The sequence below is a fragment of the Streptomyces sp. NPDC093795 genome (assembly GCF_044764665.1).
GTDB lineage: Bacteria > Actinomycetota > Actinomycetes > Streptomycetales > Streptomycetaceae > Streptomyces.
Map to the genome: position 1 here is coordinate 301844 of NZ_JBIWIO010000009.1, position 23515 is coordinate 325358.

The window sequence follows — 23515 nt, forward strand, 5'->3', positions numbered from 1 at the left end:
TCAGCCCGGCCACACCAGGGCCTGCAGCTCGCTGTACGCGTGCAGCGCGTACGAGCCCACGTCCCGCCCGACCCCGCTCCGCTTGAATCCGCCGAACGGCGCCTCCATGTTCCGTCCGATCGTGTTCACCCCCACCCCGCCGGCCCGCAGCCGGGCCGCGATCCGGAAGGCGCGGGCCACGTCGCCCGACCACACGTAGTCGATGAGCCCGTAGTCGCTGTCGTTGGCGAGCGCGATCCCCTCCTCCTCGTCGTCGAAGGGGACGACCACGACGACCGGACCGAAGATCTCCTCCCGGACCACCCGCATCTCGGGGGTGCAGTCGGCGAGCAGCGTCGGCGCCACGTAGAAGCCCTTGGCGAGGTCCGGGCGCTCGCCGCCCGCCACGACCCGCGCCCCCTCCTTACGGCCGAGCTCGACGTACGACTCCACCCGGTCGCGGTGGGCCGCCGAGATCACAGGCCCGACCACCGTGCCCTTCGCCGCCGGATCCCCCACCTTCATGAAGGCCATGTACCCGGTCAGCTTCTCGACCAGCCGCTCGTAGATCCCGCGCTGGGCGAGCACCCGGGTCGGGGCGGTGCAGATCTGCCCGCTGTAGAAGGAGAACGTCGTCCCGATCCCCATGACCGCCGCGTCCAGGTCCGCGTCGTCGAGGACGAGCGCGGCGCCCTTGCCGCCCAGCTCCATCAGCTGCCGCTTGAGCTCGCGGCCGCAGACCTCGCCGATCGCCTGCCCGACCGCCGTGGAGCCGGTGAACGAGACCATGTCGACGTCCGGGGAGTCCACGGCCGCCTGCCCGGCCTCCACCGAGGAGCCGGTGACGACGTTGACGACACCCGGCGGGACGCCGGCCTCCTCCAGGGCGCGGGTCATCGCGTACACGGAGAGCGGGTCCTGCGGGGCGGGCTTCACGAGGACCGTGTTGCCCATGGCGAGGGCCGGGGCGATCTTGCCGGCCGGGTTGGCCCAGGGGTTGTTGTACGAGGTGATGCAGGTGACGACGCCGACCGGGCGCCGTACCGCCACCGCGCCGAACACCCCGGCCCTGCCCATCGGGCCCGCCTCGTTGATCTGCGGGGGCAGCGCCTGCTCGACCGGCTCCATGGCCCCGCGCGCGTACCGCCGGAAGCGGGCGGCGCCGACGGCGACCTGCATGCCGCGCGCGGTGGCGGTGGTGGCCCCGGTCTCGGCGCGTGCGAGCGGGACGTTCTCCTCGGCGTCCCTGGCCATGAGGTCGGCGGCCCGGTCGAGGATCGCCGCCCGCTCCTCCGGCCGCGTACGGGACCAGGAGGCGAAGGCCTCGCGGGCGGCGGCGGCGGCCTCGTACACCTGGTGTCTGCTCGCCTCCGGGGCGAGGCCGACGACCTCCTCGGTGGCCGGGTCGATCACCTCGTAGTGACCGCCGTCGGGCTCGACCCACTCGCCGCCGATGAAGAGCTGCTGGTTCACCTGGTCGCCACCGTCCTCGTGTCGCGGCCGGAGCGCAGGACCTTTCCGGGGATCGCGCCGGTCACCTCGTCGTCCCGTACCGTCTCCACGCCGTTGACCCGCACCGACACGATCCCGACCGCCCGCGAGTCGAGGCGCGGGCTGTCCCCCGGCAGGTCGTGCACGAGGGTCGCCGGGCCGGCGTCGATCCGCTCCGGGTCGAAGAGGACCAGGTCGGCGTGGAAGCCCTCCTCGATCCGGCCGCGCTCGCGGAGGCCGAAGAGCCGGGCCGGGTCGTCGGTCAGCATCTGCACGGCCCGCTCCAGGGGGACCAGCCCGCGGCCTCGCAGACAGTCCCCGAGGAACCGGGTCGTGTACGGGGCGCCGCACATCCGGTCCAGGTGGGCGCCCGCGTCGGAGCCGCCGAGCAGGACGTCCTCGTGGTCCCAGGTCTCGCGGCGCAGGGCCCAGGAGGCCGGGTCGTTGTCGCTGGGCATCGGCCACAGGACGGTCCTGAGGTCGTCGTTGGCGCAGATCTCGACGAGGCACTGGAAGGGGTCCTGGCCGCGTTCGGCCGCGATGTCGTCGACGACGCGGCCGGTGAGGCCCTCGTTCTCGCGGCTGTACGTGTCACCGATGACGTACCGGCCGAAGTGCGCGAGGCGCCGGAAGACCCCGGCCTCCTTCGAGTCGGCGCGCCGCAGCATCTGCGCCCGTACGTCGGGGTCGCGGAGCTGCGCGAGCCGCTCGGGGAGGGGGAGTCCGAGGATCTCGCCCCACCCCGGGATGAGGTTGAGGGCGCAGAACGTGCCGAGGGACATGTTCATGGGGGTGAGGATCGGCATGGTGAGGGCGACGATCCGGCCGCCGGACTTACGGGTCCGCTCGGAGGCGGTGAGCTGGCGCGGGACGCGTTCGGGGACGGCGGCGTCGATGGTGAGGACGTTCCAGTTGAGGGGTCGCCCGGCGGCGGCGCTCATCTCCACGAACAGGTCGATCTCGTCGTCCGAGAACTGGTCGAGGCAGCCGGCCAGGATCGCCTCGATCTGGGTGCCCTCGTGTTCGCCGACGGCCGTGGAGAGGGCGATCAGCTCGGCGGGGGTGGCGTGCCGGGAGGCGACGGGGGCGCCGTCGCCGTCGGAGTGGGTGGAGGACTGGGTGGTGGAGAGCCCCCAGGCGCCCGCTTCCATGGCCCCCTTGAGCAGGTCCACCATCTGCCTCAGCTGCTCGGGGGTGGGCCGGCCGCCGACGGCGTCGGCGCCCATCACGTACCGGCGGAGGGCGCAGTGGCCGACCATGAAGCCGGCGTTGACGGCGATCCGCCCGTCGAGGGCGTCGAGGTACTCGGCGAAGGACGACCAGCTCCAGTCGACGCCCTCCTCCAGGGCCGTGAGTGCCATGCCCTCGACCTTGGACATCATGCGACGGGTGTAGTCGGCGTCCTCGGGCCGGTCCGGGTGGAGCGGGGCGAGGGTGAAACCGCAGTTGCCGCCGACGACGGTGGTGACGCCGTGGTTCATGGAGGGGGTGGCGTACGGGTCCCAGAACAGCTGGGCGTCGTAGTGGGTGTGGGGGTCGACGAAGCCGGGGGCGAGGACGAGGCCGGTGGCGTCCTGGGTGGTACGGGCGGGCTCGGTCGCGGTGCCGGGTTCGGCGACGAGAGCGATGCGTCCGTCGCGTATGCCGACGTCGGCGGGGAAGCCGGGGGCGCCGGTGCCGTCCACGACGGTGGCGCCCTTGATCAGGTGATCGAGCATGACGTTCCCTCTCTGGACGTGGACACGGGTGCGCCCCGGACCGGGGCCGCCGCGGGGGCCTCCGGCCGGGGCGGATACGGGGCGACGGTCCGGGAAGACGCCACCCCGCGCTTCGGATGCCGGGGCGCCCCCGTCAGGAACCCGCGGCCTGCCGGAAGCGGGTCGTGCGGTGGACAGGGTCCGTGTCGATCTTCGGGATCACGTGCTCACCGATCAGCCTGATCGAGTTCATCGTGTCCTCGTACGAGATCCCGATCGGAAGTCCGAAGGACAGCTGATCCGCCCCCGCCTGCTCCCACCGCTTGCACTGGGCGAGCACCTCCGACGGATCGCCGCAGATCATCAGCTCCTCCTGGATGAGGAGTTCGATGATCTCGGCCGAGTACTCGGGCAGCAGCTCCGGCCACTCGGGCACGCCCTCGGGCCGGGGGAACGTGTCGTGGTAGCGGAAGAGCAGCGACTGCAGGTAGTTGAGCCCGCCGCCCACCGCGATCTCCACCGCCTTCTCGTGCGTCTCCGCGCAGATCGCCGTCGACGTCACCATGACGTTGTCGTTGACGAAGTCACCGACCGCCCGCGCCTCCTTGATCGCCGTCTTGTACGACTCGACGACCCACTCCATGTCGGAGACCTTCTGCACGCTGAAGCCGAGGACCCCGAGCCCCTTCTTCCCCGCCATCGCGTACGAGGAGGGGGACCCGGCCGCGTACCACATCGCCGGGTGCGACTTCCCGTACGGCTTGGGGAGGACCTTGCGCGGCGGCAGCGACCAGTGCTTGCCCTGGAAGCCGACGTACTCGTCCTGGAGCCACATCTTGGGGAACTCGGCGATCGTCTCCTCCCACAGCTCCTTCGTGAAGTTCATGTCGGTGACGCCCGGCATGAACCCGAGGATCTCGTGGGAGCCGGCACCGCGCCCGGACCCGAACTCGAAGCGCCCGCCGGACAGGTGGTCGAGCATCGCGACCTTCTCGGCGACCTTGACCGGGTGGTTGACCGGGGCGAGCGGGTTGAAGATCCCGGAGCCGAGGTGGATCCGCTCCGTCGCGTGGGCGAGGTAGCCGAGGTAGACGTCGTTGGCGGAGAGGTGGGAGTACTCCTCCAGGAAGTGGTGCTCCGAGGCCCAGGCGTACTTGAAGCCGGACCTGTCCGCCTGGATGACGTACTCGGTCTCCTCCATGAGGGCCTTGTGCTCGGCTTCGGGATCGGTCTCGGCGCGCTTGCCGACGTATCCCTGTACGAAGATCCCGAATTCCAAGGGGGTTCACCGTCCTCGTCGTCACCCAATGAATTCTGACGTACCGTCAGATTCTCGATGTGCCCGACTGTCGCACCACCCGACAGGGGCGTCAATACCTGATGGTGCGTCAGAAAAGGCTGACCCCGGCCAGCCAGCCGCCGTCGATCACGAACGGCTGGCCCGTGATGTACGCCGACTCGTCCCCGGTCAGGAAGAGCGCGAGGGCCGCCACCTCCTCCGGACGCCCGATCCGCCCGAGCGGCACGAGCGTGCGGTACAGCTCGGCCGTGGCCGCCGGGTCCACACCCTCCGGGTTGCTCATGGGGGTGTCGATCGCCCCCGGGCAGAGGGCGTTCACCCGGATCCCCTTCGCGGCCAGCTCCAAGGCGGCGACGCGGGTGAGCCCGAGGACGGCGTGCTTGGAGGCCGCGTAGGCGCCGACCCCGGCCATGCCGGTGAGCCCGGTGTACGAGGCGGTGTTGACGATCGTCCCGCCGCCGGCCGCCGCGATCTCGGGCGCGACCGTCCGGATGCCCAGGAAGCAGCCGGTCTGGTTGACGGAGACGATCGCCTGGAACTCCTCCAGGGGCGTGGAGAGCAGCTCGTTGAAGCGGAGGATGCCCGCGTTGTTGACGAGCCCGTCGATCTTCCCGAACCGCGCCTTGGCGAACTCCACGGCCGCCGCCCAGTCCTCCTCCCTGGTCACGTCCAGGTGGACGTACGCGGCCCGCTCCTCCCCCGACCCCGCCGACTCCCCCAGCCCGGCCCTCTCCCCCAGCTCCTTGGCCAGCGCCTCCCCGGGACCGTCGAGGACGTCCGCGAGCACGACCCTCGCCCCTTCCCCCGCGAACAGCCGCGCCTCCTGCTCGCCCTGCCCGCGCGCCGCGCCGGTGACGAGGACGACCCGCCCGTCGAGCTTGCCCATGTCCGTACTCCCTACAGGTGGGGGGCGACCTCCGTACCGAAGGCCGCCATCTGGTCGATGAGTTCGGTACGGCTCCGGGAACGGAACCGGACCTGGATCTGGTCCACGCCCATCTCCCCGTACGCGCGCAGGGAGGCGGCGATCTCCTCCGGCCGGCCGCTCAGGGTGCGGCGGCCGACCCCCCAGCCGGGCGTCCCGACGTACAGCGGCTCGGTGATCGCGCCCACCGTGATCGGCTCCGCGATCCCGGCGTCCGCGCGGAGCCGCAGCAGCCGCCGGATCTGCTCGGCGAGCCGGTCGCGCGGATCGCCCTGCGGCAGCCAGCCGTCACCCTTGAGCGCGGCCCGGCGCACGGCGGCCGGGGAGGAGCCGCCGACCCAGAGCGGGACCCGCTCCTGCGCGGGCCGGGGCAGCTGGCCCAGCTCCTTGAAGGTGAACAGCTCCCCCGAGTGCTCCGGGTACTCCTCGGGCCCGAGCGCCGCCCGCAGCGCGTCGACGGTCTCGTCGAGCACGGCGCCCCGGCGCGCGAAGTCCACGCCGAGCGCCTCGAACTCCTCCTGTACGTGCCCGGCGCCGACCCCGAGGACGAGGCGGCCGCCGGAGAGGTGGTCGAGGGTCGCGTACGCCTTGGCGGTGACGAGCGGGTGGCGCAGCCCGACGACGGCGACGTGCGAGAGGAGCCGGACCCGCTCGGTGGCGGCGGCGAGGAACGAGAGCGTGGCGACCGGGTCGTACCAGACGGTGCTCATGGCCTCGGCGAGCCGGCGCGGGATGGCGACGTGGTCGCAGCTCGCGAGGTAGTCGAAGCCGTGCGCCTCGGCGGCCCGTGCGACGGCGAGCAGATCCCCGGGCCCGGCACCCGCCTCCCAGGGCTCGGCGTAGAGGGCGGACTGCGACTGGACGGGCAGCTGCATCCCGTAGACGACCATGGGGTCCCCTTAACTGACGGTACGTCAGATGTGACGAGGGGGCCCATCGTCACCGGTGACGGGCGAGGAGGCAAGGGGTGGGGCGGGGATGGACCCGGTCGGGCGCCGGGCCCCGGGCGGACCGACAGGCAGCCGAAATGTTGATGCAGTACAATTTTTTGTACATAGCCAACATCAGGCGCCGGGAGGTACGGCATGGCCGTGACCCAGATCGACATTGACGATGACGCACTGCAGCGCGCCATGGCCCTGTCCAAGGCCAGGACCAAGAAAGAGGCCGTCAATCTGGCCCTCCGGTTCTACGCCGACCAGCAGGACCGCGCCGCACGCATCAGTCGCCACTTCGAGCGGGCCGCGCGGTGGGGAGCGGTCGAGGACGCCGAGCGCCGCCATCAGGCCGAGAAGGACAGTCGGTGATCTATCTCCTGGACACGTCCGGCCTGGTCCGGCTGCTCAGCGATCCCAAGCTCCAGTCCGCCTGGCATGACGCCATCGCCGCCGAGGCGATCGCCTCCTGCTACCCGCAGCGCACCGAGTTCCTGTACAGCGCTCGGAACAGCCGCGAGTACGACGAGATCGCCGAGATGTTCACCGACCTCTACCCCGACGTGGCCGTACCGAAGAACGCCGGACGCTGGATCGGTTCCGTCCAGCACCGGATGGCGAGGGCCGGGGAGCACCGGAGCGCCTCGGCCGTCGATCTGATGATCGCGGCCACCGCGGCCCATCACGGCCTGACCGTTCTCCATGACGACGTCGACTACCGCACCATCGCCCGGCACGCGGCCGACCTGAGCGAGCACAGCGTCCACGACGTCGGGTAGCAGCCGGGCTCGACGTCGGGCAGCGGCCGGGCTCGACCGGGCGCCCGGCCCCCGTCACGGCCGCCAGAGGCCCTCCGGCGACAGCCCGAGGAGGTCGATCGCGTTGCCGCGGACGATCCGCTCGACGACGTCCGGCGGCAGGTGGCCCATCTGGGCCTCGCCGACCTCCCGCGACTTGGGCCAGGTGGAGTCCGAGTGCGGGTAGTCCGTCTCGTACAGGACGTTCCCCGCCCCGATGGCGTCGAGGTTGCGCAGCCCGAAGGCGTCGTCGAAGAAGCAGCCGAAGACATGCCCGGCGAAGAGCTCGGACGGCGGGCGCAGGACCTTCTCCGCGACCCCGCCCCAGCCCCGGTTCTCCTCCCAGACGACGTCCGCGCGCTCCAGGATGTACGGGATCCAGCCGATCTGCCCCTCCGCGTACATGATCCGCAGGTTCGGGAAGCGCTCGAACGTGCCGCTCATCAGCCAGTCGACCATCGAGAAGCAGCAGTTCGCGAAGGTGATGGTCGAGCCCACGGCCGGCGGGGCGTCGGCGGAGGTGGACGGCATCCGGCTGGAGGAGCCGATGTGCATGGCGATGACCGTGCCGGTCTCGTCACAGGCGCGGAAGAAGGGGTCCCAGTGGTCCGTGTGCACCGAGGGGAGCCCGAGGTGTGGCGGGATCTCGGAGAAGGCGACGGCCCGGACCCCTCGCGCGGCGTTGCGGCGCACCTCGGCGGCGGCGAGCTCCGGGTCCCAGAGCGGGATGAGGGTGAGCGGGATCAGCCGCCCGTGGGCCTCGGGCCCGCACCACTCCTCCACCATCCAGTCGTTGTACGCGCGGACGCAGAGCAGCCCGAGTTCGCGGTCGCCCGCCTCGGTGAAGGTCTGCCCGCAGAAGCGGGGGAAGGTGGGGAAGCAGAGCGCGGACTGGACGTGGTTGACGTCCATGTCGGCGAGGCGGTCGGGGACGGAGTGGGAGCCGGGCCGCATCTGCTCGAACGTGATGACTTCGAGGCGGATCTCGTCGCGGTCGTAGCCGACGGCGGTGTCGAGCCGGGTGAGGGGCCGGTGCAGGTCCTCGTAGACCCACCAGTCGCCTATGGGTCCGTCGTCACCCTTGGCACCCATGACCGGGGCGAACTTGCCGCCGAGGAAGGTCATTTCCCTGAGGGGCGCCCGGACGATCCGGGGGCCGGTGTCGCGGAAGCGGGACGGGAGCCGGTCCCGCCAGACGTGCGGGGGCTCCACGGTGTGGTCGTCCACCGAGATGATCTTCGGGAAGGTCTCCATGGGTTTCACGGTAGCGCTGATCTGACGATGCGTCAGCTATCGTGCGGCAGATGGGAGGTGGGGTGGGTGAGCGGGTCTCGTTCGTACGCGGCGCCGGCGGCGGTACGAGGCAGCGGCTCGGGCGGCGGTACGGGGCGGCTCGGGCGGCGGTGCGTGCGGGATGCGGCGGCTGTATGGGGGTGCTGTGACGGGCTGTAGTGCGATCGACCCGATGCTGACGGACTCCCTCCGGACAAGGCAGACTGTCCTGGGCGAAACCAGCGGTACGGGCAGGGGGAGCGATGGACCGTGAGAACGGGCCGCGAGTTCCGGTGCAGCGGACACCGAAGACGGACGCGGGTGCCGACTCCGGCGCGGGCGCGGGTACGGGTACGGGTACGGAGATGAGCCGGGGCGCGGGCGCGCGCGGCGACGGGGGCGTAGGCGCGGGGGCCGCAGCGAACACGGGCTCCGGCGCAGGACTCGGCGCCGACGGAGGCACCGGCGGCGACTCTGGCGCCGGCAGCGGCGCGGTAGCTGGTACTGGCACCGCCGGTGACCCCGGCACCGGCACCACTGCCACCGCGACCACAGGCACCAGCCCCGGCACCGCCACCCACACCAGCCCCTCCAGCCCCACCACCCCCACCCAAGGCCTGCGTTTCGCCGTGCTCGGGCCCGTGCGGGCCTGGCGGGACGGGGAGCCCGTGCCCACCGGGTCGCCGCAGCAGCGGGCCCTGCTCGCCGCCCTGCTCCTGCGGGGTGGGCGTACCGCCACCGCGTCCGAGCTGATCGACGCGCTCTGGGGCGAGGAGTCGCCCTCGCGGGCCCTCGCGGCCGTACGGACGTACGCCTCCCGGCTCCGCAAGGCCCTGGACCCCGAGGTCCTCGTCAGCGAGTCCGGCGGCTACGCCCTGCGGACGGCCACCGCCGCCCTCGACGTCACCACCGCGCAGGAACTCGCCGCCAAGGCCGAGCAGCTGCGGTCCGCCGGGGACCGCGCGGGCGCCCGCGACCGGCTCGCCCAGGCCCTCGACCTGTGGGACGGCGAGGTGCTGGCCTCCGTACCCGGCCCGTACGCCGAGACCCAGCGGACCCGCCTGGAGGAGTGGCGGCTCAGCCTCCTGGAGACCCGGCTCGACATCGACCTGGAGGTCGGCGCGCACGCCGAGGCCGTCTCCGAGCTGACCGCGCTGACCGCCGCGCAGCCGCTGCGCGAGCGGCTCCGCGAGCTGCTCATGCTGGCGCTCTACCGCAGCGGGCGGCAGGCGGAGGCGCTCGCCGTGTACGCCGACACCCGCCGGCTCCTCGCCGACGAGCTGGGCGTCGATCCGACACCTGAGCTCTCCCGGCTCCAGCAGCGCATCCTCCAGGCCGACGCCGAACTCGCCCGCCCGGTCGAGGAGGCGGCCCCGGCGGCGGCGCCCGTCGCACGCCCGGCCCAACTCCCGGCGACCGTGCCCGACTTCACGGGACGGGGCTCGTTCGTACGGGAACTCGGCGCCCGGCTCGCCGCCGCCGAGGGCCATGTCATGGCGGTGTCGGCGCTCGCGGGCATCGGGGGCGTCGGCAAGACGACACTGGCCGTGCACCTGGCCCACGAGGCGAGGCCGCACTTCCCGGACGGCCAGCTGTACGTGGACCTCCAGGGGGCGGGTTCGCGCGCCGCGGCGCCGGAGACGGTCCTCGGTTCGTTCCTCCGCGCGCTCGGCACCCCGGACTCCGCCATCCCGGACTCGCTCGACGACCGGGCGGCGCTGTACCGCTCGACGCTCGACGGCCGCCGGGTCCTCGTCCTCCTGGACAACGCCCGGGACGCCGCCCAGATCCGCCCGCTGCTCCCCGGCACGGCGGGCTGCGCGGCCCTGGTGACGAGCCGGATCCGGATGGTGGACCTGGCGGGGGCGCACCTGGTGGACCTGGACGTGATGTCCCCCGAGGAGGCGCTCCAGCTCTTCACGAGGATCGTCGGCGAGGAGCGCGTACAGGCGGAGCGGGAGGCGGCCCTGGACGTGGTCGCGGCCTGTGGCTTCCTGCCGCTGGCGATCCGTATCGCGGCCTCCCGCCTGGCGGCCCGCCGGACGTGGACGGTCTCCGTCCTGGCGGCGAAGCTGGCCGACGAACGCCGTCGCCTGGACGAGCTCCAGGCCGGCGACCTCGCGGTCAAGGCGACCTTCGAACTCGGCTACGGCCAGCTGGAACCGGCCCAGGCGCGCGCGTTCCGGCTCCTCGGCCTCGCCGACGGCCCGGACATCTCCCTGGCGGCGGCGGCCGCCGTCCTCGACCTCCCGCTCTGGGACACGGAGGACCTCCTGGAGGCCCTGGTCGACACGTCGCTGGTGGAGTCGGCGGCGCCGGGCCGCTACCGGTACCACGACCTGGTCCGCCTCTACGCGCGTGCGTGCGCGGACCGCGACGAACAGCCCCCGTCGGAGAAGGAGGCGGCGCTCTCCCGGCTCCTCGACTTCTACCTGTCGACGGCGGCGCGCGTCTACGCGATCGAACGCCCCGGCGACCGCCTGGTGGACCACCTGGAGCCGACGGGCTACGAGGGCCTGACCTTCACGGACCGCCACGAGGCCCAGGACTGGCTCTACGCCGAGGCGAACTGCCTCCTGGCCACCGTCCGCCAGTCCGCCGCGTCCCCGACGACCCTGCGCAGGGCGGTGGACCTGCTGTGGGCGTCGCTGGACCTCGGCGAGTCCGGGGCGAACTCCAAGGAGTTCGAGGCGACGGGGGCGGTCGTACGCGACGCCGCCCACGCCCACGGCGACGACAGGGCCGAAGGACGGGCGTTCACGGTACTGGCGGGCGTCCACCACACGGCGGGCCGCTTCGAGGAGGCGGACCGCGACGCCGAACTCGCCCTGCCCCACGCCGATCGGGCCGACGATCCGGTCCCGGCCTGCTGGTCCGCCAACGCCAGGGGCATCATCGCCCTCTACCAGAACCGCTTCGCGGAGGGCGAGCAGTACCTCACCTCGGCGATCGAGCGGTTCCGGGGCATCGGGGACGAGCCGGGCGAGGCGAGCGCCCTCTGCAACCTGTCGCGCATCCACCTGGCCACGGGTCGTACGTCGAGCGCGATCGCTCTCGCCCGGCAGGGCACGGAGATCTACGACTCGATGGGACACACGCTGCGGGGCGCCAACGGGCGGTACGCCCTCGGCCTGGCGCTCACCCAGGACAACCAGCTCACCGCGGCCGGCGACCGGCTCCGTGAGGCGCTGGCCGTCTTCGCCGACAGCAGACAGCGGCTGTGGGAGGGCATGACCTACTTCCGTCTTTCCGAGGTCGACCTCGCGGCCCGGCGTCACGCCCAGGCGGCGTCGAACGCCGAGATGGCCCTCACGGTGCTCCGGGGCATCGGGGGCGAGTGGCGTCGGGGCAACGTCCTCACCGTGCTCGGGCGGGCCCTCTTCGGCATCGGCCAGAGCGGCCGGGCGCTGGTCTGCTGGCGGGAGGCCCTCGGCATCTTCGAGGAGCTCGGGGCGCCGGAGGCCGCGGACGTCCGCGCGCTGCTGGCCCCCGCGACGGCCGCATAGGCCGGTGGCCAGTACGTTCATCGTTCGTTTATCGCCGCCCGGCATGCTCTGCCACATGACGATCCGCCGCGTCGGGGGGCAGACGGGTCGCCGATGAGGGCCACACCCCGGGGGGACTAGGGTGACCGGCCCCGGAGATTCGTCCAGCCGTCCACGGGGGAACGACTGGACGAATCTCCTCACATCTCGGACATCACACGCAGGAGTTGACGAGCATGACCGACCCGAACAAGCAGGACCCGCTCATCACCACCAAGGACATGCACGCCACCTCCGAGCCGGCGGTCGGCGCGATCACCGAGAAGATCACCGGCGGCAAGGAGGCGACCATCACCACCAAGGACATGCACGCCACCTCGGAGCCCGCGGTCGACGCGATCACCGAGAAGATCACCGGCGGCCACGAGGAGTCCATCACCACGATGGACATGCACGCCACGACGGAGCCGGCCAAGTAGACCACTCCCGACGGGGAACGGCCGCGGCGGCGACTTCGGGGGAGCCGCCGGGGCCGACCAGGGAGGTCCGGTCGACGGGGGAGCACACGGGTTCGGGGGACACCCGACGGCACCAGGGGGGAGCCGTCCGGGCAGCGCCCGTGCGCAACGCGATCGGACCACCGCACGTAGGAGGGGCCGGGCAACTGCCCGGTCCCTCCTACGTGTTGGGGTGGCGGTATAGAACCGTGTCATCAGCCGCGAACGGCGGTGACCGGTCCTTGGAAGGTGGTCTTGCCGGACCGGACGGCTCGTACACTGACGACAATGGAGGACCACACGGCCACCGGGATCGGTGCACGTCCGGCGCCCGCCTTACGGCAGTACGTCGACTCGTATGTCGGCTTCGACCTCCGCGGGCTCCCGGCGGGGGTGCACTGCGGCCCGCCGAGCCGCGCGCTCACCGCGGTGATCAGCCTGTCGGATCCTTTGGAGGTGGCGGCGGGCGTTGACGACGGTTCACCGGTCACCCGCTTCAGCAGCCTGGCCGGCGGCCTGATGCGCCGGTCCGTCGCGATCCACCACGACGGGCGCCAGCACGGTGTGCAGGTATCACTGACACCGCTCGGGGCCCGGGCCGTCTACGGCACGCCCGCCGCCGAGCTCGCCCACCGGCTGGTCCCGCTCGACGAGCTTCTCGGAACGCTTGCCGTCGAGCTGGTCGACCGGCTCCGATCGGCGACGACATGGGCGGCGCGGTTCACCGCGCTGGACGAAGTGCTCCTCCGAGCCGTCGACCGTGGCGCCCGCGACGACCCTGTGCGCCGGGTACGCCCCGAGGTGGCCGAGGCGTGGCGCCGCCTCGTCGCCGCACGGGGTCGCGTCCAGGTCGGTGCGGTCGCCGCGGAACTCGGCTGGAGCCGCCGGTACCTCACCGAGCGGTTTCGCGGTGAGGTGGGCCTGTCGCCGAAGACCTTCGCCCGAGTCCTGCGCTTCGAGCACGCGCACGAACTGGCGGCGACGCGGGACCCGCTCCCGTGGGCCGATGTGGCGACCGTCTCCGGCTACGCCGACCAGGCCCATCTCGTGCGGGACTGGCGTGAGTTCACCGGCCGGTCGCCGACGGCCTGGCGTCGCGGCGAAGTCCTCCTCGGAGCCGGGTAGCCGCCGACCGCCTGCCCGTCGCGTCGGCTTCTCTTCCCTTTCCTTCAAGACCGCCCGATCACTGTCGTGGACGATCGTCGGCATGAGACTCGTCAACCACGAACGCAACGCCATGGACCTGCGGACCACCCCCGTGCACCTCGGACTGGGATCGCGAGCGAAACCCGTCGAGGGCTTCGCCTGGGACCCGGAGGTGCTCCGGGCCTACAGCGCCGCGGTCGCGGCGGACGGCGCGGAGGGCCGGATGGTGATGATCTTCGAAGGCGACGGCCCCGGCGACCACTGGGAGAGCCACCCCGCGGGCGACGAACTGGTCGTCTGCCTCAGCGGGTCGGTGACGGTCACCCGCGACGTGGACGGGGTGCCCGACCGCGTTCTGCTCGGGCCGGGCGAGGCCACCATCAACCCGGCCGGGGTATGGCACGTGGTCGACATGGAGGGGCCGACGTCCCTCCTGTCCATCACCGCGGGCCTCGGCACCGACCACCGTCCTCGGACCGACACCTGCCCGACCGAACGTGACGGCACGACCGGCCCGGAGGAAGCGCCGTGACGACACGCGTCGCGTGCCTCGGCGACAGCATCACCCGCGCGCAGTTCAGCGTCGACTACCTGGATCTTCTCGGACGACGCCACCCTCCCGGTGACGTGCGGCTCGCCCGCTTCGGCGCCAACGGCGACTTCGCACACAACCTCTTGCAGCGCCTCGATGCCGTCATCACGGACCCGCCCGATGTGATCACCGTGTTGATCGGAACCAACGACGCCCGAGCGAGCCTCGCCGGCTACCCCGTCGAGCAGGCCATGAAGCGCAAACAGCTTCCCGATCGCCCGTCGGCCGACTGGTTCCAACAGTGTCTGGGAGCTGTCGTCACGCGGCTGCGGGCGGAGACCGACGCGACGATCGGTCTGCTGTCGCTACCGGTACTCGGCCAACAACTCGACGGAGCGGCGGCACAGGCATCGCAGGCGTACAGCCGGATGATCGCCGAGGTCGCCGCCACCGACGGGGTGGCCTACCTTCCGCTCCACGAACGCCAGATCGAGGAACTGCGCCGAGCGGACCCGCCGCCGATTCCGTACCGGGAGGTGACGCCCGCAGCAGTCGTCGGCGTCCTCGCCCAGCACGCGGTACTGCGCCGCAGCCTCGACACGATCTCGCGGCGCCGAGGTCTCGTGCTCACGACCGACCACATCCACCAGAACAGCCGCGGCGCCGGCCTCATCGCCGAGGTCATCGACGCCGGTCTGCTGACCCGGAGCGCGTAGCCGTTCCGGCGCCCGGCCGGCCGGACGCCGTCCACCGCACGGAGGCGGCGTCCGATCCGGGCGCTCGCGCGGGCGGGTCAGCGGGCGTAGGAGCCGAGGCCGATCAGGCAGTACACGTACTCGCTGACGACGGAGCCGTTCATCGTGTAGCGGTGCGAGAAGGCGTACTGCGTCTTGGGGTTGGAGTTGCAGTTGTCCATGTCGGAGGTGAAGGGGAAGGTCTGGATCACCTTGTAGTGGGCGTCGGCCGCCGAGCAGGGGACCTCCTCGACGTCGTCGACGGTCTGCGCGGTCGTCGAGTCGGGGAGGGAGCCGTTGAGGCAGGTGCCCTTGTCGTAGGGGTCGGGCTCCTCCTCGGTGGGGGTGGCCGTCGCCGTGGCCGTGGGGTCGCCGAGGACGGGCGGCGGCTCGAACGAGAAGGTCGGCACCACCACCGGGCCCGGGCCCTTGGAGCCGGCCGTGCTGTCCTCGCCGTCGCTCAGGAGGGATATGCCTCCGATGATCGCGCCGATGACGAAGAGGGGCACCAGACAGCCGAGGATCCCGGACTTCTTGGCGGGCTGCGCCGCACCGGCGACCGTGATGCGCAGATACACGGTGCCCTCGCCGAACCGGGCCGCGACGAGCTCGCCGTGGCGGCAGGGGCGGACGGTGATGTGAGCGGGGCCGGACGGCAGCTGGACGGTGAGGATCACGCCCTGAGCGGCCTGCTGAGGGGTGAGGGTCAGGGGAATCTCTTGCGTCGACACCGGCTGCTCCTGAGGAGGGGAGGGGTGGGAGGTAGAGGTGCGGGACTGACCATATGACGTGTACACGGAGGGAGTTGGTTGCGCACCGGCCGCGCGGGGCGCGCGGGGCGCGCGAAGCACGGGAGGCGCGGGAGGCGCGGTCAGCGATTCCGGCACCCCCTCCTTGGACGCCCCCCACCTACCTCCCCTCCCTCAACACCCCCTTCACCACCTTCCCGCTCGCGTTTCTCGGCAGTTCGTCCACGAACTCGACCTGTCTCGGCACCTTGTAGTTCGCCATCTCCCGCCGCGACCAGGCGATCAGGTCGTCCGCCGTGACCCTCGCCCCCGGTCGCCGTACCGCGAAGGCCTTGCCCACCTCCCCCAGTCTCGCGTCGGGGACGCCGATCACGGCCACGTCCGCGATGTCGGGGTGGAGGCCGAGGAGTTGCTCGATCTCGGCCGGGTAGGCGTTGAAGCCGCCCACGATGAACATGTCCTTGAGCCGGTCGGTGATGCGCAGGTTGCCGGCCTCGTCGAGGACGCCGACGTCCCCCGTGCGGAGCCAGCCGTCCTCGTCGATCGCCGCCGCCGTCGCCTCCTCGTCCTCGAAGTAGCCGCTCATCACGTGGTGGCCCCTGACCAGGACCTCACCGGTCGGGGAGAGACGGACCTCGGTGCCGGGGATCGGGCGGCCCGACGTCATGGCGACGGTCTCGTCCGGGTCGTCGCGGCGGCACATGGTGACGATGCCGCTCGCCTCGGAGAGGCCGTACGCGGTGAGGACCGTGCCGACGCCCAGGTCGGCGCGGAGGCGTTCGACGAGCCGGAGGGGGACGACTGCCGCGCCCGTCACGACGAGGCGGAGGGAGGTGAGGTCGTGGGCCGGGCGGGCGGGGTGGTCCAGGAGCGACTGGTGGAGGGTGGGCGGGCCGGGCAGGACCGTGATGCGTTCGGCGGCGATGTTGGCGAGGACCGTGTCGACCGTGAAGACGGACTGGGGGACGATCACCGCGCCCCGCATCAGGCAGGCGAGGATCCCGGCCTTGTAGCCGAAGGTGTGGAAGAAGGGGTTGACGACGAGATAGCGGTCGCCCTCCCGGAGGCCCGCGAGCTCGGACCAGACCGCGTAGCAGCGCAGGCTCTGGGCGTGGCTGATGACCGCGCCCTTGGGGCGGCCGGTGGTGCCGGAGGTGTAGATGATGTCGGAGGGCGCGCCGGGGTCGATTCCCTCGGCCCGGGCGCGGACCCGGGCCGCCGGGACCGTGTCGCCCTCCGCGAGGAAGGCCTTCCAGGTCGTCCAGCCCGCGTCGTCCGGGGCGGTGTCGCCGAGGACCACGACCCGCTCCAGGTGCGGCAGCGCCACTCCGCAGCGGCGCAGGGAGGCCACGTACGAGGTGCCGAGGAAGGTGCCGGTGACGAAGAGCAGCCGGGCCCGGGAGCGCTGGAGGACGTGGGCGGCCTCGGTGCCCTTGAAGCGGGTGTTCAGGGGGACGAGGACGGCGCCGGCGGTGACCGCGCCGAGCGCGGAGACGATCCAGTCGAGGGTGTTGGGGGCCCAGACCGCCACCCGGTCGCCGGCCCGGACGCCGGTGGCGAGGCAGGCGGCGGCGGCCCGCTCGACGCGTGCGCCGAGTTCGCCGTAGCTCACGCGGGTCCGGCCGTCGACGACGGCCTCCCGCGCGCCGTACCGCTCGGCCGCCGCCCGTACGAGACCGGGGATCGTGCCCCACTCCAGGTCGCCGCGCATACCCCACCTCCTGTAGCTGACTGTTCGTCAGATTAGTTGTAACCTGACGCGCTGTCAGCAGTGCTGTCGCATCGGGAGGTTCCGTGCTCAAGGACGCCACCGCCATCGTCGGGATCGGGCAGACCGCTTTCGCGAAACAGCTCCCCGAGACCGAGAAGGCCCTCGCCTGCCGGGCGATCCTCGCCGCCCTCGACGACGCGGGGATCGATCCGTCCGAGGTCGACGGCTTCGCCTCGTACACGATGGAGGAGACCGACGAGGTCGAGGTCGCCAAGGCCATCGGCGCCGGCGACGTCACCTTCTTCTCCAAGGTCGGCTACGGCGGCGGCGGCTCCTGCGCGACCGTCGGCCACCTCGCCGCCGCCGTCGCCACCGGTCAGGCGAGCGTCGGCGTCGCCTGGCGGTCGCGGAAGCGGGGCAGCGGACCGCGCCCCTGGAAGAACACCGCCGTCCAGCTGCCCACCCCCGGCCAGTGGACCCGGCCCTTCGGCCTGCTCCGCCCCGCCGACGAGATCGGCATGCTCGCCCGCCGCTACATGCACGAGTACGGCGCCACCCGCGACCACCTCTTCAACGTCGCCCTCGCCTGCCGCAACCGTGCCAACCAGAACCCCGACGCGATCATGTACGAGCGCCCGCTGACCCGCGAGATGTACATGACCGCCCGCTGGATCAGCGAACCCCTCTGCCTCTTCGACAACTGCCTGGAGACGGACGGGGCGCTGGCGTGCGTGATCGTGAGCGCCGAGCGGGCCCGCGACTGCCGCCGGAAGCCGGTGTACGTCCACTCCGCCGCCCAGGGCCTGCCCGCCCAGCACCACGGCATGGTCAACTACTGGAACGACGACCCCCTGTCAGGACCCGCCTGGACGGCCGCCCGCCACCTCTGGAAGCACGCCGACTTCGGCCCCCAGGACGTCGACGTCGCCCAGATCTACGACGCCTTCACCCCCCTCGTCCCGCTCTCCCTGGAGGGCTACGGCTTCTGCGAGCGCGGCGAGGGCGCCGCCTTCACCGAGGGCGGCGCCCTGGAGATCGGCGGCCGGCTGCCCCTCAACACCGGCGGCGGCGGGCTCTCGGAGGCGTACGTCCACGGCTTCAACCTCATCACCGAGGGCGTGAAGCAGCTCCGCGGCACCTCCACCGCCCAAGTCCCCGACGCCGCCACCTGCCTCGTCACGGCCGGCGAGGGCGTCCCCACCTCCGCGATCCTGCTCAGGAACTGAGGAGTCGAGATGCTGACCCCCGTCACCGACACCGACGGCGCCCCCTTCTGGGAGTACACCGCCCGGGGCGAGCTGCGCGTCCAGGCCTGCGCGGCCCCCGACTGCGGCGAGCTCCGCTTCCCGCCCCGCCCCTGCTGCCCGCACTGCCGCTCCTTCGACAGCGAGTGGCGGCTCATGTCCGGACGCGGCCGGATCTGGTCGTACGTCCTGCCCCACCCGCCGCTCCTGCCCGAGTACGCCGCCCAGGCCCCGTACAACGCGGTGCTCGTCGAACTCGCCGACGCCCCCCGCATCCGCCTCGTCGGTAACGTCGTCGCCGCCCCCGACGCGCCCCTGAACTCGGTCGACCCGGGGCGGCTGCGCATCGGCGCCCCGGTGAAGGTCGCGTTCACCGAGCTCGACGGCCTCGCCGTCCCCCGCTGGCTCCTGGAGCGCGGATGAGCGCCCCCGGCATCACGGTCGACCGCGACAAGGAGACCGGCGTCGCGGTCGTCACCCTCGACCGACCGGAGAAACACAACGCGCTCACACCGGCGATGGCCCGTGAACTCGGCGCCGTCTGGCGGGCGTTCCGGTACGAGGACGAGGTCCGCGCGATCGTCGTCACCGGCGCCGGGGGGCGGGCCTTCTGCACCGGGATCGACCGGGCCGCCGTGGGGGACACCCCCCAGCCCTCCTCCCCGTACACGATCGACGACCCCCTCCTCACGATCGGCCCCAAGGCGAACGACCTGTGGAAGCCGGTGATCGCCGCCGTCGAGGGCATGGCCTGCGGCGGGGCCTTCTACCTGCTCGGCGAGTCCGAGTTCCTGATCGCGGGCGAGGACGCCACCTTCTTCGACCCGCACACCACCTACGGGATGGTCAGCGCCTTCGAGACCGTCCACATGGCGCAGCGGATGCCCTACGGGGAGATCGCCCGGATGGCGCTGATGGGCAGCGCGGAACGGATCTCGGCCCGGCGGGCGTACGAGACGGGGCTGGTCAGCGAGGTGACGGAGCCCGGCGGGGCGCTGACCGCCGCCCGCGAGGCCGCCGCCGTCATCGCCTCGTACCCGACCGAGGCGGTGCAGGGCACGGTCCGGGCCCTGTGGTCGGTGAAAGAGGCCGCCAGGGCCCAGGCGCTCGCCCACGCGCCGCACCTGGTCGCCCTCGGAAACCTGCCGCCGGAGCGGCAGGCGGAGCTGTTCGGGCGGCGGGGGCCGGGGTTCAGGACGCGGTAGGCGAAGGGGTGGAGGAGGGCGTGGTCGAGGCGGTGGCCCCCGGGACCTCGCCCTCGTCGAAGGCGATGCACTCCCTCACCCGGTCGACGGCCCCCGGGTGCGCCATCTTCACCTCGAAGGTCTTCGTCCCCCGGCGCTCGACCGTGACCGTCGTCTCGGCCTCGTCCACCACCTTGTGACCCGCCCCCTCGAACCGCACGACGACCCGGAACGTCTTCTCCTCCCACGCGTCCGAGGTGATCCTCACCGTGGCCGTGGTGTCCGCCTTGCGGGCCGGCTTGCCCTTGCGCTTCTTCTGCGCTGGCTTCACACAGTCGACGACGGAGACGTGGACGTCCGCCGTCGGAGAGGCGGTCGGCGTGGGGTCGTACGTGTACTCGTCGGCGGCGGATCTGCCCGAGCCGTCCGAGCCGCTGTAGTCGTCGTTGCTCTTCTCGTCGCTGGAGCAGCCGCCGCCGGAGCCGTCGTCGTCCGAGCGGCTCTTGCTCTTCCCGCTGCCGCCGCCACTGCTGCTTCCGCCGCTGCTGCCGCCCTTGCCGGTGTGGAATCCGGTCAGCGCGAGCACCACCACCGTGAGCGTCGCCGCGAGCTTCAGGCGCGTACGTACCATCGCTGCTCCCGCCCCTTCTGTCGTGTCCGCGCCACTCTAACGACGCCCCCGGTGCCGCGTGGCGGGCCCCTCCCACCGGGCGTAGCGTCGGGAGCGAGAGCGCCCGGACCGTCAGGAGGCCGCATCGATGATTCGCAACGTCGTCGGCTCGGTCCTGGCTCTCGCCGGAGCGACGGCCGCCGTCCGGAGCCCCTTCCGTGCCTGGTACGACGGCCGTCACGGACGCGACTACGCCCTCGGCGACCTGTTCACCGGCATCACGGGCGACAAGGCCGGCGTACTGGGCTCGATCCTGCTGCCGTTCCTCCTCGCCGCCCTCCTCACCCTCGTCGGGGTGGTGCTGCGCTCCCGCCTGCTCGTCGCCCTCGCCGGGATCGTCGTCCTCGGCTTCACGATCCTGTGGATGGTGCGGGTCGGGCAGGCCGAGGGCGGCCTCACGGTCGGCGGTGACGGTACGGGGCTCGGTGACGGCGTCGGATTCGCCTTCGGCGGCGGCGTCCTGCTGCTGCTCGGCGCGCTCGTCATGTCCGGCAGGACCCGGGCGCACCGGGTGGACGGGGAGCCCCACCACCAGCACCCGCCCCTCGGCGGCCCGCCGCGGGACGACACCCCGGCCGATCCCCGTCGGCACCCCCAGGCCTCGACGCCGTACGCCGCGACCCAGACGTACGACGTACCGACGTGGGACCCGGACCGGGAGAACCCGCCGCCACGGCAGTAGCCCCGCTACCGCGCGGCGGCCCCCCGGCCGGTGGCCGTGCCCTTCACCGCGTCGAGCGCGTACACGCAGCGGTCCTTGCTGCACGCGTACACGACTCCGCCCCTGGCCACCGGCGAGCCGGTGATCTCGCCGCCGGTCGCGAGCTTCCAGCGCAGCTGACCGCCGGTCGCGTCCAGGGTGTAGAGGACGTGGTCGGCCGAGCCGAAGTGCACCCGTCCGTCGGCGACGACCGGGGAGCCGACCAGCTCGCCACCCGCCGCGAACCGCCACCTGGGCGTGCCCGTGACGGCGTCGAGCGTGTAGAGCGCGCTGCCGCTGCCGACGTGCACGTTGCCGTCGGCCACGAGCACCGGCTCGGCCGACTGGCGCGGCTCGGTCGCGATCCGCCAGCGGTCCTGCCCGGTGGTGGCGTCGATCGCGTACACCGTGCCGAGGTGGTCGGAGAGGTACACCCCGCCGCCCGTCACGGCGGGCCCCGGCGCGAACGCCGGCGGGGACAGGAAGACGGCCGGCGCCTCGAAGTGCCAGCGGACGTGCCCGGCGGCGATGTCGATCGACAGGACCCGCGTCCCGGCGGAGACGTACACGCATCCGTCCTCGGCGGGGGCGACCCGGACCGGCACGTTCGCGCAGGAGGCGGCGTCGCCGATGGGGTACGACCAGCGCTCGACGCCCGTACGGGCGTCGAGGGCCTGGAGCCGGGCGTCCCGCCACACGTACACGGTGTCGCCGTGCACGGACGGCCCCGCCTCCGGGGTCTCGAAGTCGGTCTGGGCGCCGGAGATCTCCCACAGCTTGGAGCCGTTGGAGGCCTCCCAGCCCTGCACCCCGCCGCCGCGCGTGCCGGTGACGACCGTGCCCCGGTCGACCTGGAGCGAGTACACCCAGGCGTCGGTCCGCAGCCGCCAGCGCTCGCTGCCGTCGGTCGCGTCGAGGGCGTAGAGCGTGGGCCCGTCGGAGGCGTGGATACGGCCCGAGGCGACGGCCATGGACCAGGCCACGTCCCGGGTCTTGAACTGGCGCCGGCCGCTGCCGGTGTCCAGGGCGTGTACCTCGAACGAGGTCACGTACAGCAGGTCGCCGTCCACGACCGGGGTCCCCCACACGTCGTTCGACATGCGGAAGCGCCACGGCCGCCAGGGGCCGGGCTCGGCCGGCTCGGAGCCCTGGGAGGGGACGTTCACCGGGCGGGAGCCGGGCGGCGGGCCGGGCTCCCCCGCGTGCGCACCCGGGTCCGCGCCGTGGGGGCCGCCGCCGGGCGGACGGATCCAGCCGGTCGCGGGACCGGGACCGGCGTCGGCGCCCCGGCCGACGGCGAGCGCGGCGCGGGTGTCGGCGACCCGGGGGCCGGGGCCGATCGGGACGGTCACGCCCGCGAGGCGTACGGGGCCGCCCGCGCTCTCGGCGGGCCCCGCGTGCCGGCCGCCACCGACGGGCGCGGGCTCGGGACGACGGCCACCGCCGCCGCGCGCGGCCTCGGGGAAGCGCGGGTCGCCGCCACCGCCGCCGGGCTGTCGCGGCGGGCGCGGCGGCATCGGCGGCGCGGTCGGCGCCGGGGCGGGGCGGCCGCCGCGGCGGGTCTCGATCATGGCGGTGGCGCTCTCCGGCAGCCAGGCCGACGCCGTACCGCTGTCGTCGCTGCCGGGGCCGAAGAGATGCGGGGCGAGCTGCGCCTGGAGGTCGGCCGGGGTGGGCCGGCGGGAGACGTCCGTCTGCATGCAGGAGGCGATGAGGGGCCGCAGCTCCTCGGGCAGGCCCTCCAGGTCGGGGTTCTCGCGGAGCAGCATGAAGACGGTCTCGACCGGATTGGCGCCGTGGTACGGCGCGTGGCCGGTGGCCGCGAAGACCAGCATGGAGCCCAGCGAGAAGACGTCGCTGGCGCCGGTGACGCTGCGCGAGTCGCGGGCCTGCTCGGGCGACATGTAGGCCGGGGTGCCGACGGCGACATTGGTCATGGTCAGGCGCGTGTTGGAGACGCCCGACGCGATGCCGAAGTCGATCACCCGGGGGCCGTCCTCGACGACGAGGACGTTGGAGGGCTTGAGGTCACGGTGGACCAGGCCCGCGCCGTGGATGGACTGCAGGGCCTCGGCGACGCCGGCGGCCAGCCAGCGCACGGCCTGGGCCGGGAGCGGCCCGCACTCGTTCACTATCTCTTCGAGCGAGGGCGCGGGAACGTAGGCGGTCGCCAGCCAGGGCACGGCGGCCCGGGGGTCGGCGTCCACGACGGCGGCCGTGTAGAAGCCGGAGACCGCCCGCGCGGCCTCCACCTCCCGGGTGAAGCGGACCCGGAACAGCTGGTCCTCCGCGAGCTCCGTGCGCACGGTCTTGATCGCCACGCGCCGGCCCGAGGCCGAACGCGCGAGATAGACCAGGCCCATCCCGCCCGCGCCGAGCCGGCCCAGCACCTCGAAGGGCCCGATACGTCTCGGGTCGTGCTGCGTCAGCTGTTCCACTTGCCTGTCACCTCCCCGTACGGGCCATG

Annotated in this window: 21 protein-coding genes; 11 read left to right on the plus strand and 10 right to left on the minus strand. The window is 72.7% G+C overall.

The features are described 5' to 3' along the window. From ACIRB7_RS24610 to ACIRB7_RS24630, 5 genes are all read right to left on the minus strand, one after another. Positions 1-1452, minus strand: coding sequence for an aldehyde dehydrogenase family protein (locus ACIRB7_RS24610; RefSeq protein ID WP_403602503.1), 1452 nt, complete (start codon positions 1450-1452; stop codon positions 1-3). Continuing rightward, entirely contained in the window at positions 1449-3188 is a 1740-nt protein-coding gene (locus ACIRB7_RS24615; protein WP_403602505.1) for an amidohydrolase family protein, read from the minus strand. The genes ACIRB7_RS24610 and ACIRB7_RS24615 overlap by 4 nt, the downstream gene beginning before the upstream one ends. 133 nt (positions 3189-3321) lie before the next feature. After that, positions 3322-4446, minus strand: coding sequence for an LLM class flavin-dependent oxidoreductase (locus ACIRB7_RS24620; protein ID WP_403602508.1), 1125 nt, complete (start codon positions 4444-4446; stop codon positions 3322-3324). 109 nt (positions 4447-4555) lie between these two features. Next, complete coding sequence (locus ACIRB7_RS24625) at positions 4556-5353, minus strand: SDR family NAD(P)-dependent oxidoreductase (RefSeq protein ID WP_403602511.1); 798 nt, start codon at positions 5351-5353, stop codon at positions 4556-4558. Positions 5354-5364: 11 nt separating this feature from the next. Continuing rightward, positions 5365-6282 carry an LLM class F420-dependent oxidoreductase gene (locus ACIRB7_RS24630; protein ID WP_403602514.1) on the minus strand — a complete coding sequence of 306 codons (918 nt, stop codon included), beginning with the start codon at positions 6280-6282 and terminating at the stop codon, positions 5365-5367. Positions 6283-6477: 195 nt separating this feature from the next. On the opposite strand from ACIRB7_RS24630, the gene ACIRB7_RS24635 reads away from it, so the two are divergent. Further along, entirely contained in the window at positions 6478-6699 is a 222-nt protein-coding gene (locus ACIRB7_RS24635) for a type II toxin-antitoxin system VapB family antitoxin (protein WP_403602517.1), read from the plus strand. Then, positions 6696-7106: a PIN domain-containing protein gene (locus ACIRB7_RS24640; protein ID WP_403602519.1), complete on the plus strand. Its 411-nt coding sequence runs from the start codon at positions 6696-6698 to the stop codon at positions 7104-7106. Before ACIRB7_RS24635 ends, ACIRB7_RS24640 begins: the two co-directional genes overlap by 4 nt. A gap of 54 nt (positions 7107-7160) precedes the next feature. Here ACIRB7_RS24640 and ACIRB7_RS24645 read toward each other — a convergent pair whose 3' ends face one another. Continuing rightward, positions 7161-8378 (minus strand): amidohydrolase family protein, encoded by a 1218-nt coding sequence (locus tag ACIRB7_RS24645; RefSeq protein WP_403602522.1) that lies wholly within the window; start codon positions 8376-8378, stop codon positions 7161-7163. A gap of 281 nt (positions 8379-8659) precedes the next feature. Here ACIRB7_RS24645 and ACIRB7_RS24650 point away from each other — a divergent pair, with 281 nt between their 5' ends. The 5 genes from ACIRB7_RS24650 (at position 8660) to ACIRB7_RS24670 (ending at position 14772) form a co-directional block, all read left to right on the plus strand. Next, positions 8660-11902 (plus strand): BTAD domain-containing putative transcriptional regulator, encoded by a 3243-nt coding sequence (locus ACIRB7_RS24650; protein WP_403602525.1) that lies wholly within the window; start codon positions 8660-8662, stop codon positions 11900-11902. A gap of 215 nt (positions 11903-12117) precedes the next feature. After that, positions 12118-12360, plus strand: a complete 243-nt coding sequence (locus ACIRB7_RS24655; RefSeq protein WP_403602528.1) for a hypothetical protein — start codon at positions 12118-12120, stop codon at positions 12358-12360. A 306-nt stretch (positions 12361-12666) separates the two neighbouring features. Further along, positions 12667-13503, plus strand: a complete 837-nt coding sequence (locus ACIRB7_RS24660) for a helix-turn-helix domain-containing protein (protein ID WP_403602531.1) — start codon at positions 12667-12669, stop codon at positions 13501-13503. 82 nt (positions 13504-13585) lie between these two features. Then, the gene (locus ACIRB7_RS24665; protein ID WP_403602534.1) at positions 13586-14056 is read left to right on the plus strand and encodes a cupin domain-containing protein; all 471 of its coding nucleotides are present in this window, start codon (positions 13586-13588) and stop codon (positions 14054-14056) included. After that, on the plus strand, positions 14053-14772 hold the full coding sequence (locus ACIRB7_RS24670; RefSeq protein ID WP_403602536.1) for an SGNH/GDSL hydrolase family protein: 720 nt from the start codon (positions 14053-14055) through the stop codon (positions 14770-14772). The genes ACIRB7_RS24665 and ACIRB7_RS24670 overlap by 4 nt, the downstream gene beginning before the upstream one ends. Positions 14773-14849: 77 nt before the next feature. On the opposite strand, the gene ACIRB7_RS24675 is transcribed toward ACIRB7_RS24670, so the two are convergent. Together ACIRB7_RS24675 and ACIRB7_RS24680 are read right to left on the minus strand one after the other, a co-directional pair. Continuing rightward, positions 14850-15521, minus strand: coding sequence for a hypothetical protein (locus ACIRB7_RS24675; protein ID WP_403602539.1), 672 nt, complete (start codon positions 15519-15521; stop codon positions 14850-14852). A gap of 178 nt (positions 15522-15699) precedes the next feature. Continuing rightward, on the minus strand, positions 15700-17250 hold the full coding sequence (locus tag ACIRB7_RS24680) for a FadD3 family acyl-CoA ligase (protein WP_403602542.1): 1551 nt from the start codon (positions 17248-17250) through the stop codon (positions 15700-15702). An 83-nt stretch (positions 17251-17333) separates the two neighbouring features. Here ACIRB7_RS24680 and ACIRB7_RS24685 point away from each other — a divergent pair, with 83 nt between their 5' ends. Genes ACIRB7_RS24685 through ACIRB7_RS24695 form a run of 3 tightly spaced genes read left to right on the plus strand, consistent with a single transcriptional unit; the run spans position 17334 to position 19699 of the window. Then, on the plus strand, positions 17334-18476 hold the full coding sequence (locus ACIRB7_RS24685) for a lipid-transfer protein (RefSeq protein WP_403602544.1): 1143 nt from the start codon (positions 17334-17336) through the stop codon (positions 18474-18476). Between the two features lie 9 nt (positions 18477-18485). Further along, a complete protein-coding gene (locus tag ACIRB7_RS24690) occupies positions 18486-18917 on the plus strand; it encodes an OB-fold domain-containing protein (RefSeq protein ID WP_351216512.1) in 432 nt (143 codons plus the stop codon). Continuing rightward, positions 18914-19699: an enoyl-CoA hydratase/isomerase family protein gene (locus tag ACIRB7_RS24695; RefSeq protein ID WP_403602548.1), complete on the plus strand. Its 786-nt coding sequence runs from the start codon at positions 18914-18916 to the stop codon at positions 19697-19699. Before ACIRB7_RS24690 ends, ACIRB7_RS24695 begins: the two co-directional genes overlap by 4 nt. Here the strand turns inward: ACIRB7_RS24695 and ACIRB7_RS24700 are convergent. Then, positions 19686-20309, minus strand: coding sequence for a hypothetical protein (locus tag ACIRB7_RS24700; RefSeq protein ID WP_403602551.1), 624 nt, complete (start codon positions 20307-20309; stop codon positions 19686-19688). The genes ACIRB7_RS24695 and ACIRB7_RS24700 overlap by 14 nt on opposite strands. A gap of 127 nt (positions 20310-20436) precedes the next feature. On the opposite strand from ACIRB7_RS24700, the gene ACIRB7_RS24705 reads away from it, so the two are divergent. Continuing rightward, on the plus strand, positions 20437-21030 hold the full coding sequence (locus tag ACIRB7_RS24705) for a hypothetical protein (RefSeq protein ID WP_403602554.1): 594 nt from the start codon (positions 20437-20439) through the stop codon (positions 21028-21030). 5 nt (positions 21031-21035) lie between these two features. Here ACIRB7_RS24705 and ACIRB7_RS24710 read toward each other — a convergent pair whose 3' ends face one another. Further along, on the minus strand, positions 21036-23486 hold the full coding sequence (locus ACIRB7_RS24710) for a PQQ-binding-like beta-propeller repeat protein (RefSeq protein WP_403602556.1): 2451 nt from the start codon (positions 23484-23486) through the stop codon (positions 21036-21038). Positions 23487-23515: the final 29 nt, after the last annotated feature.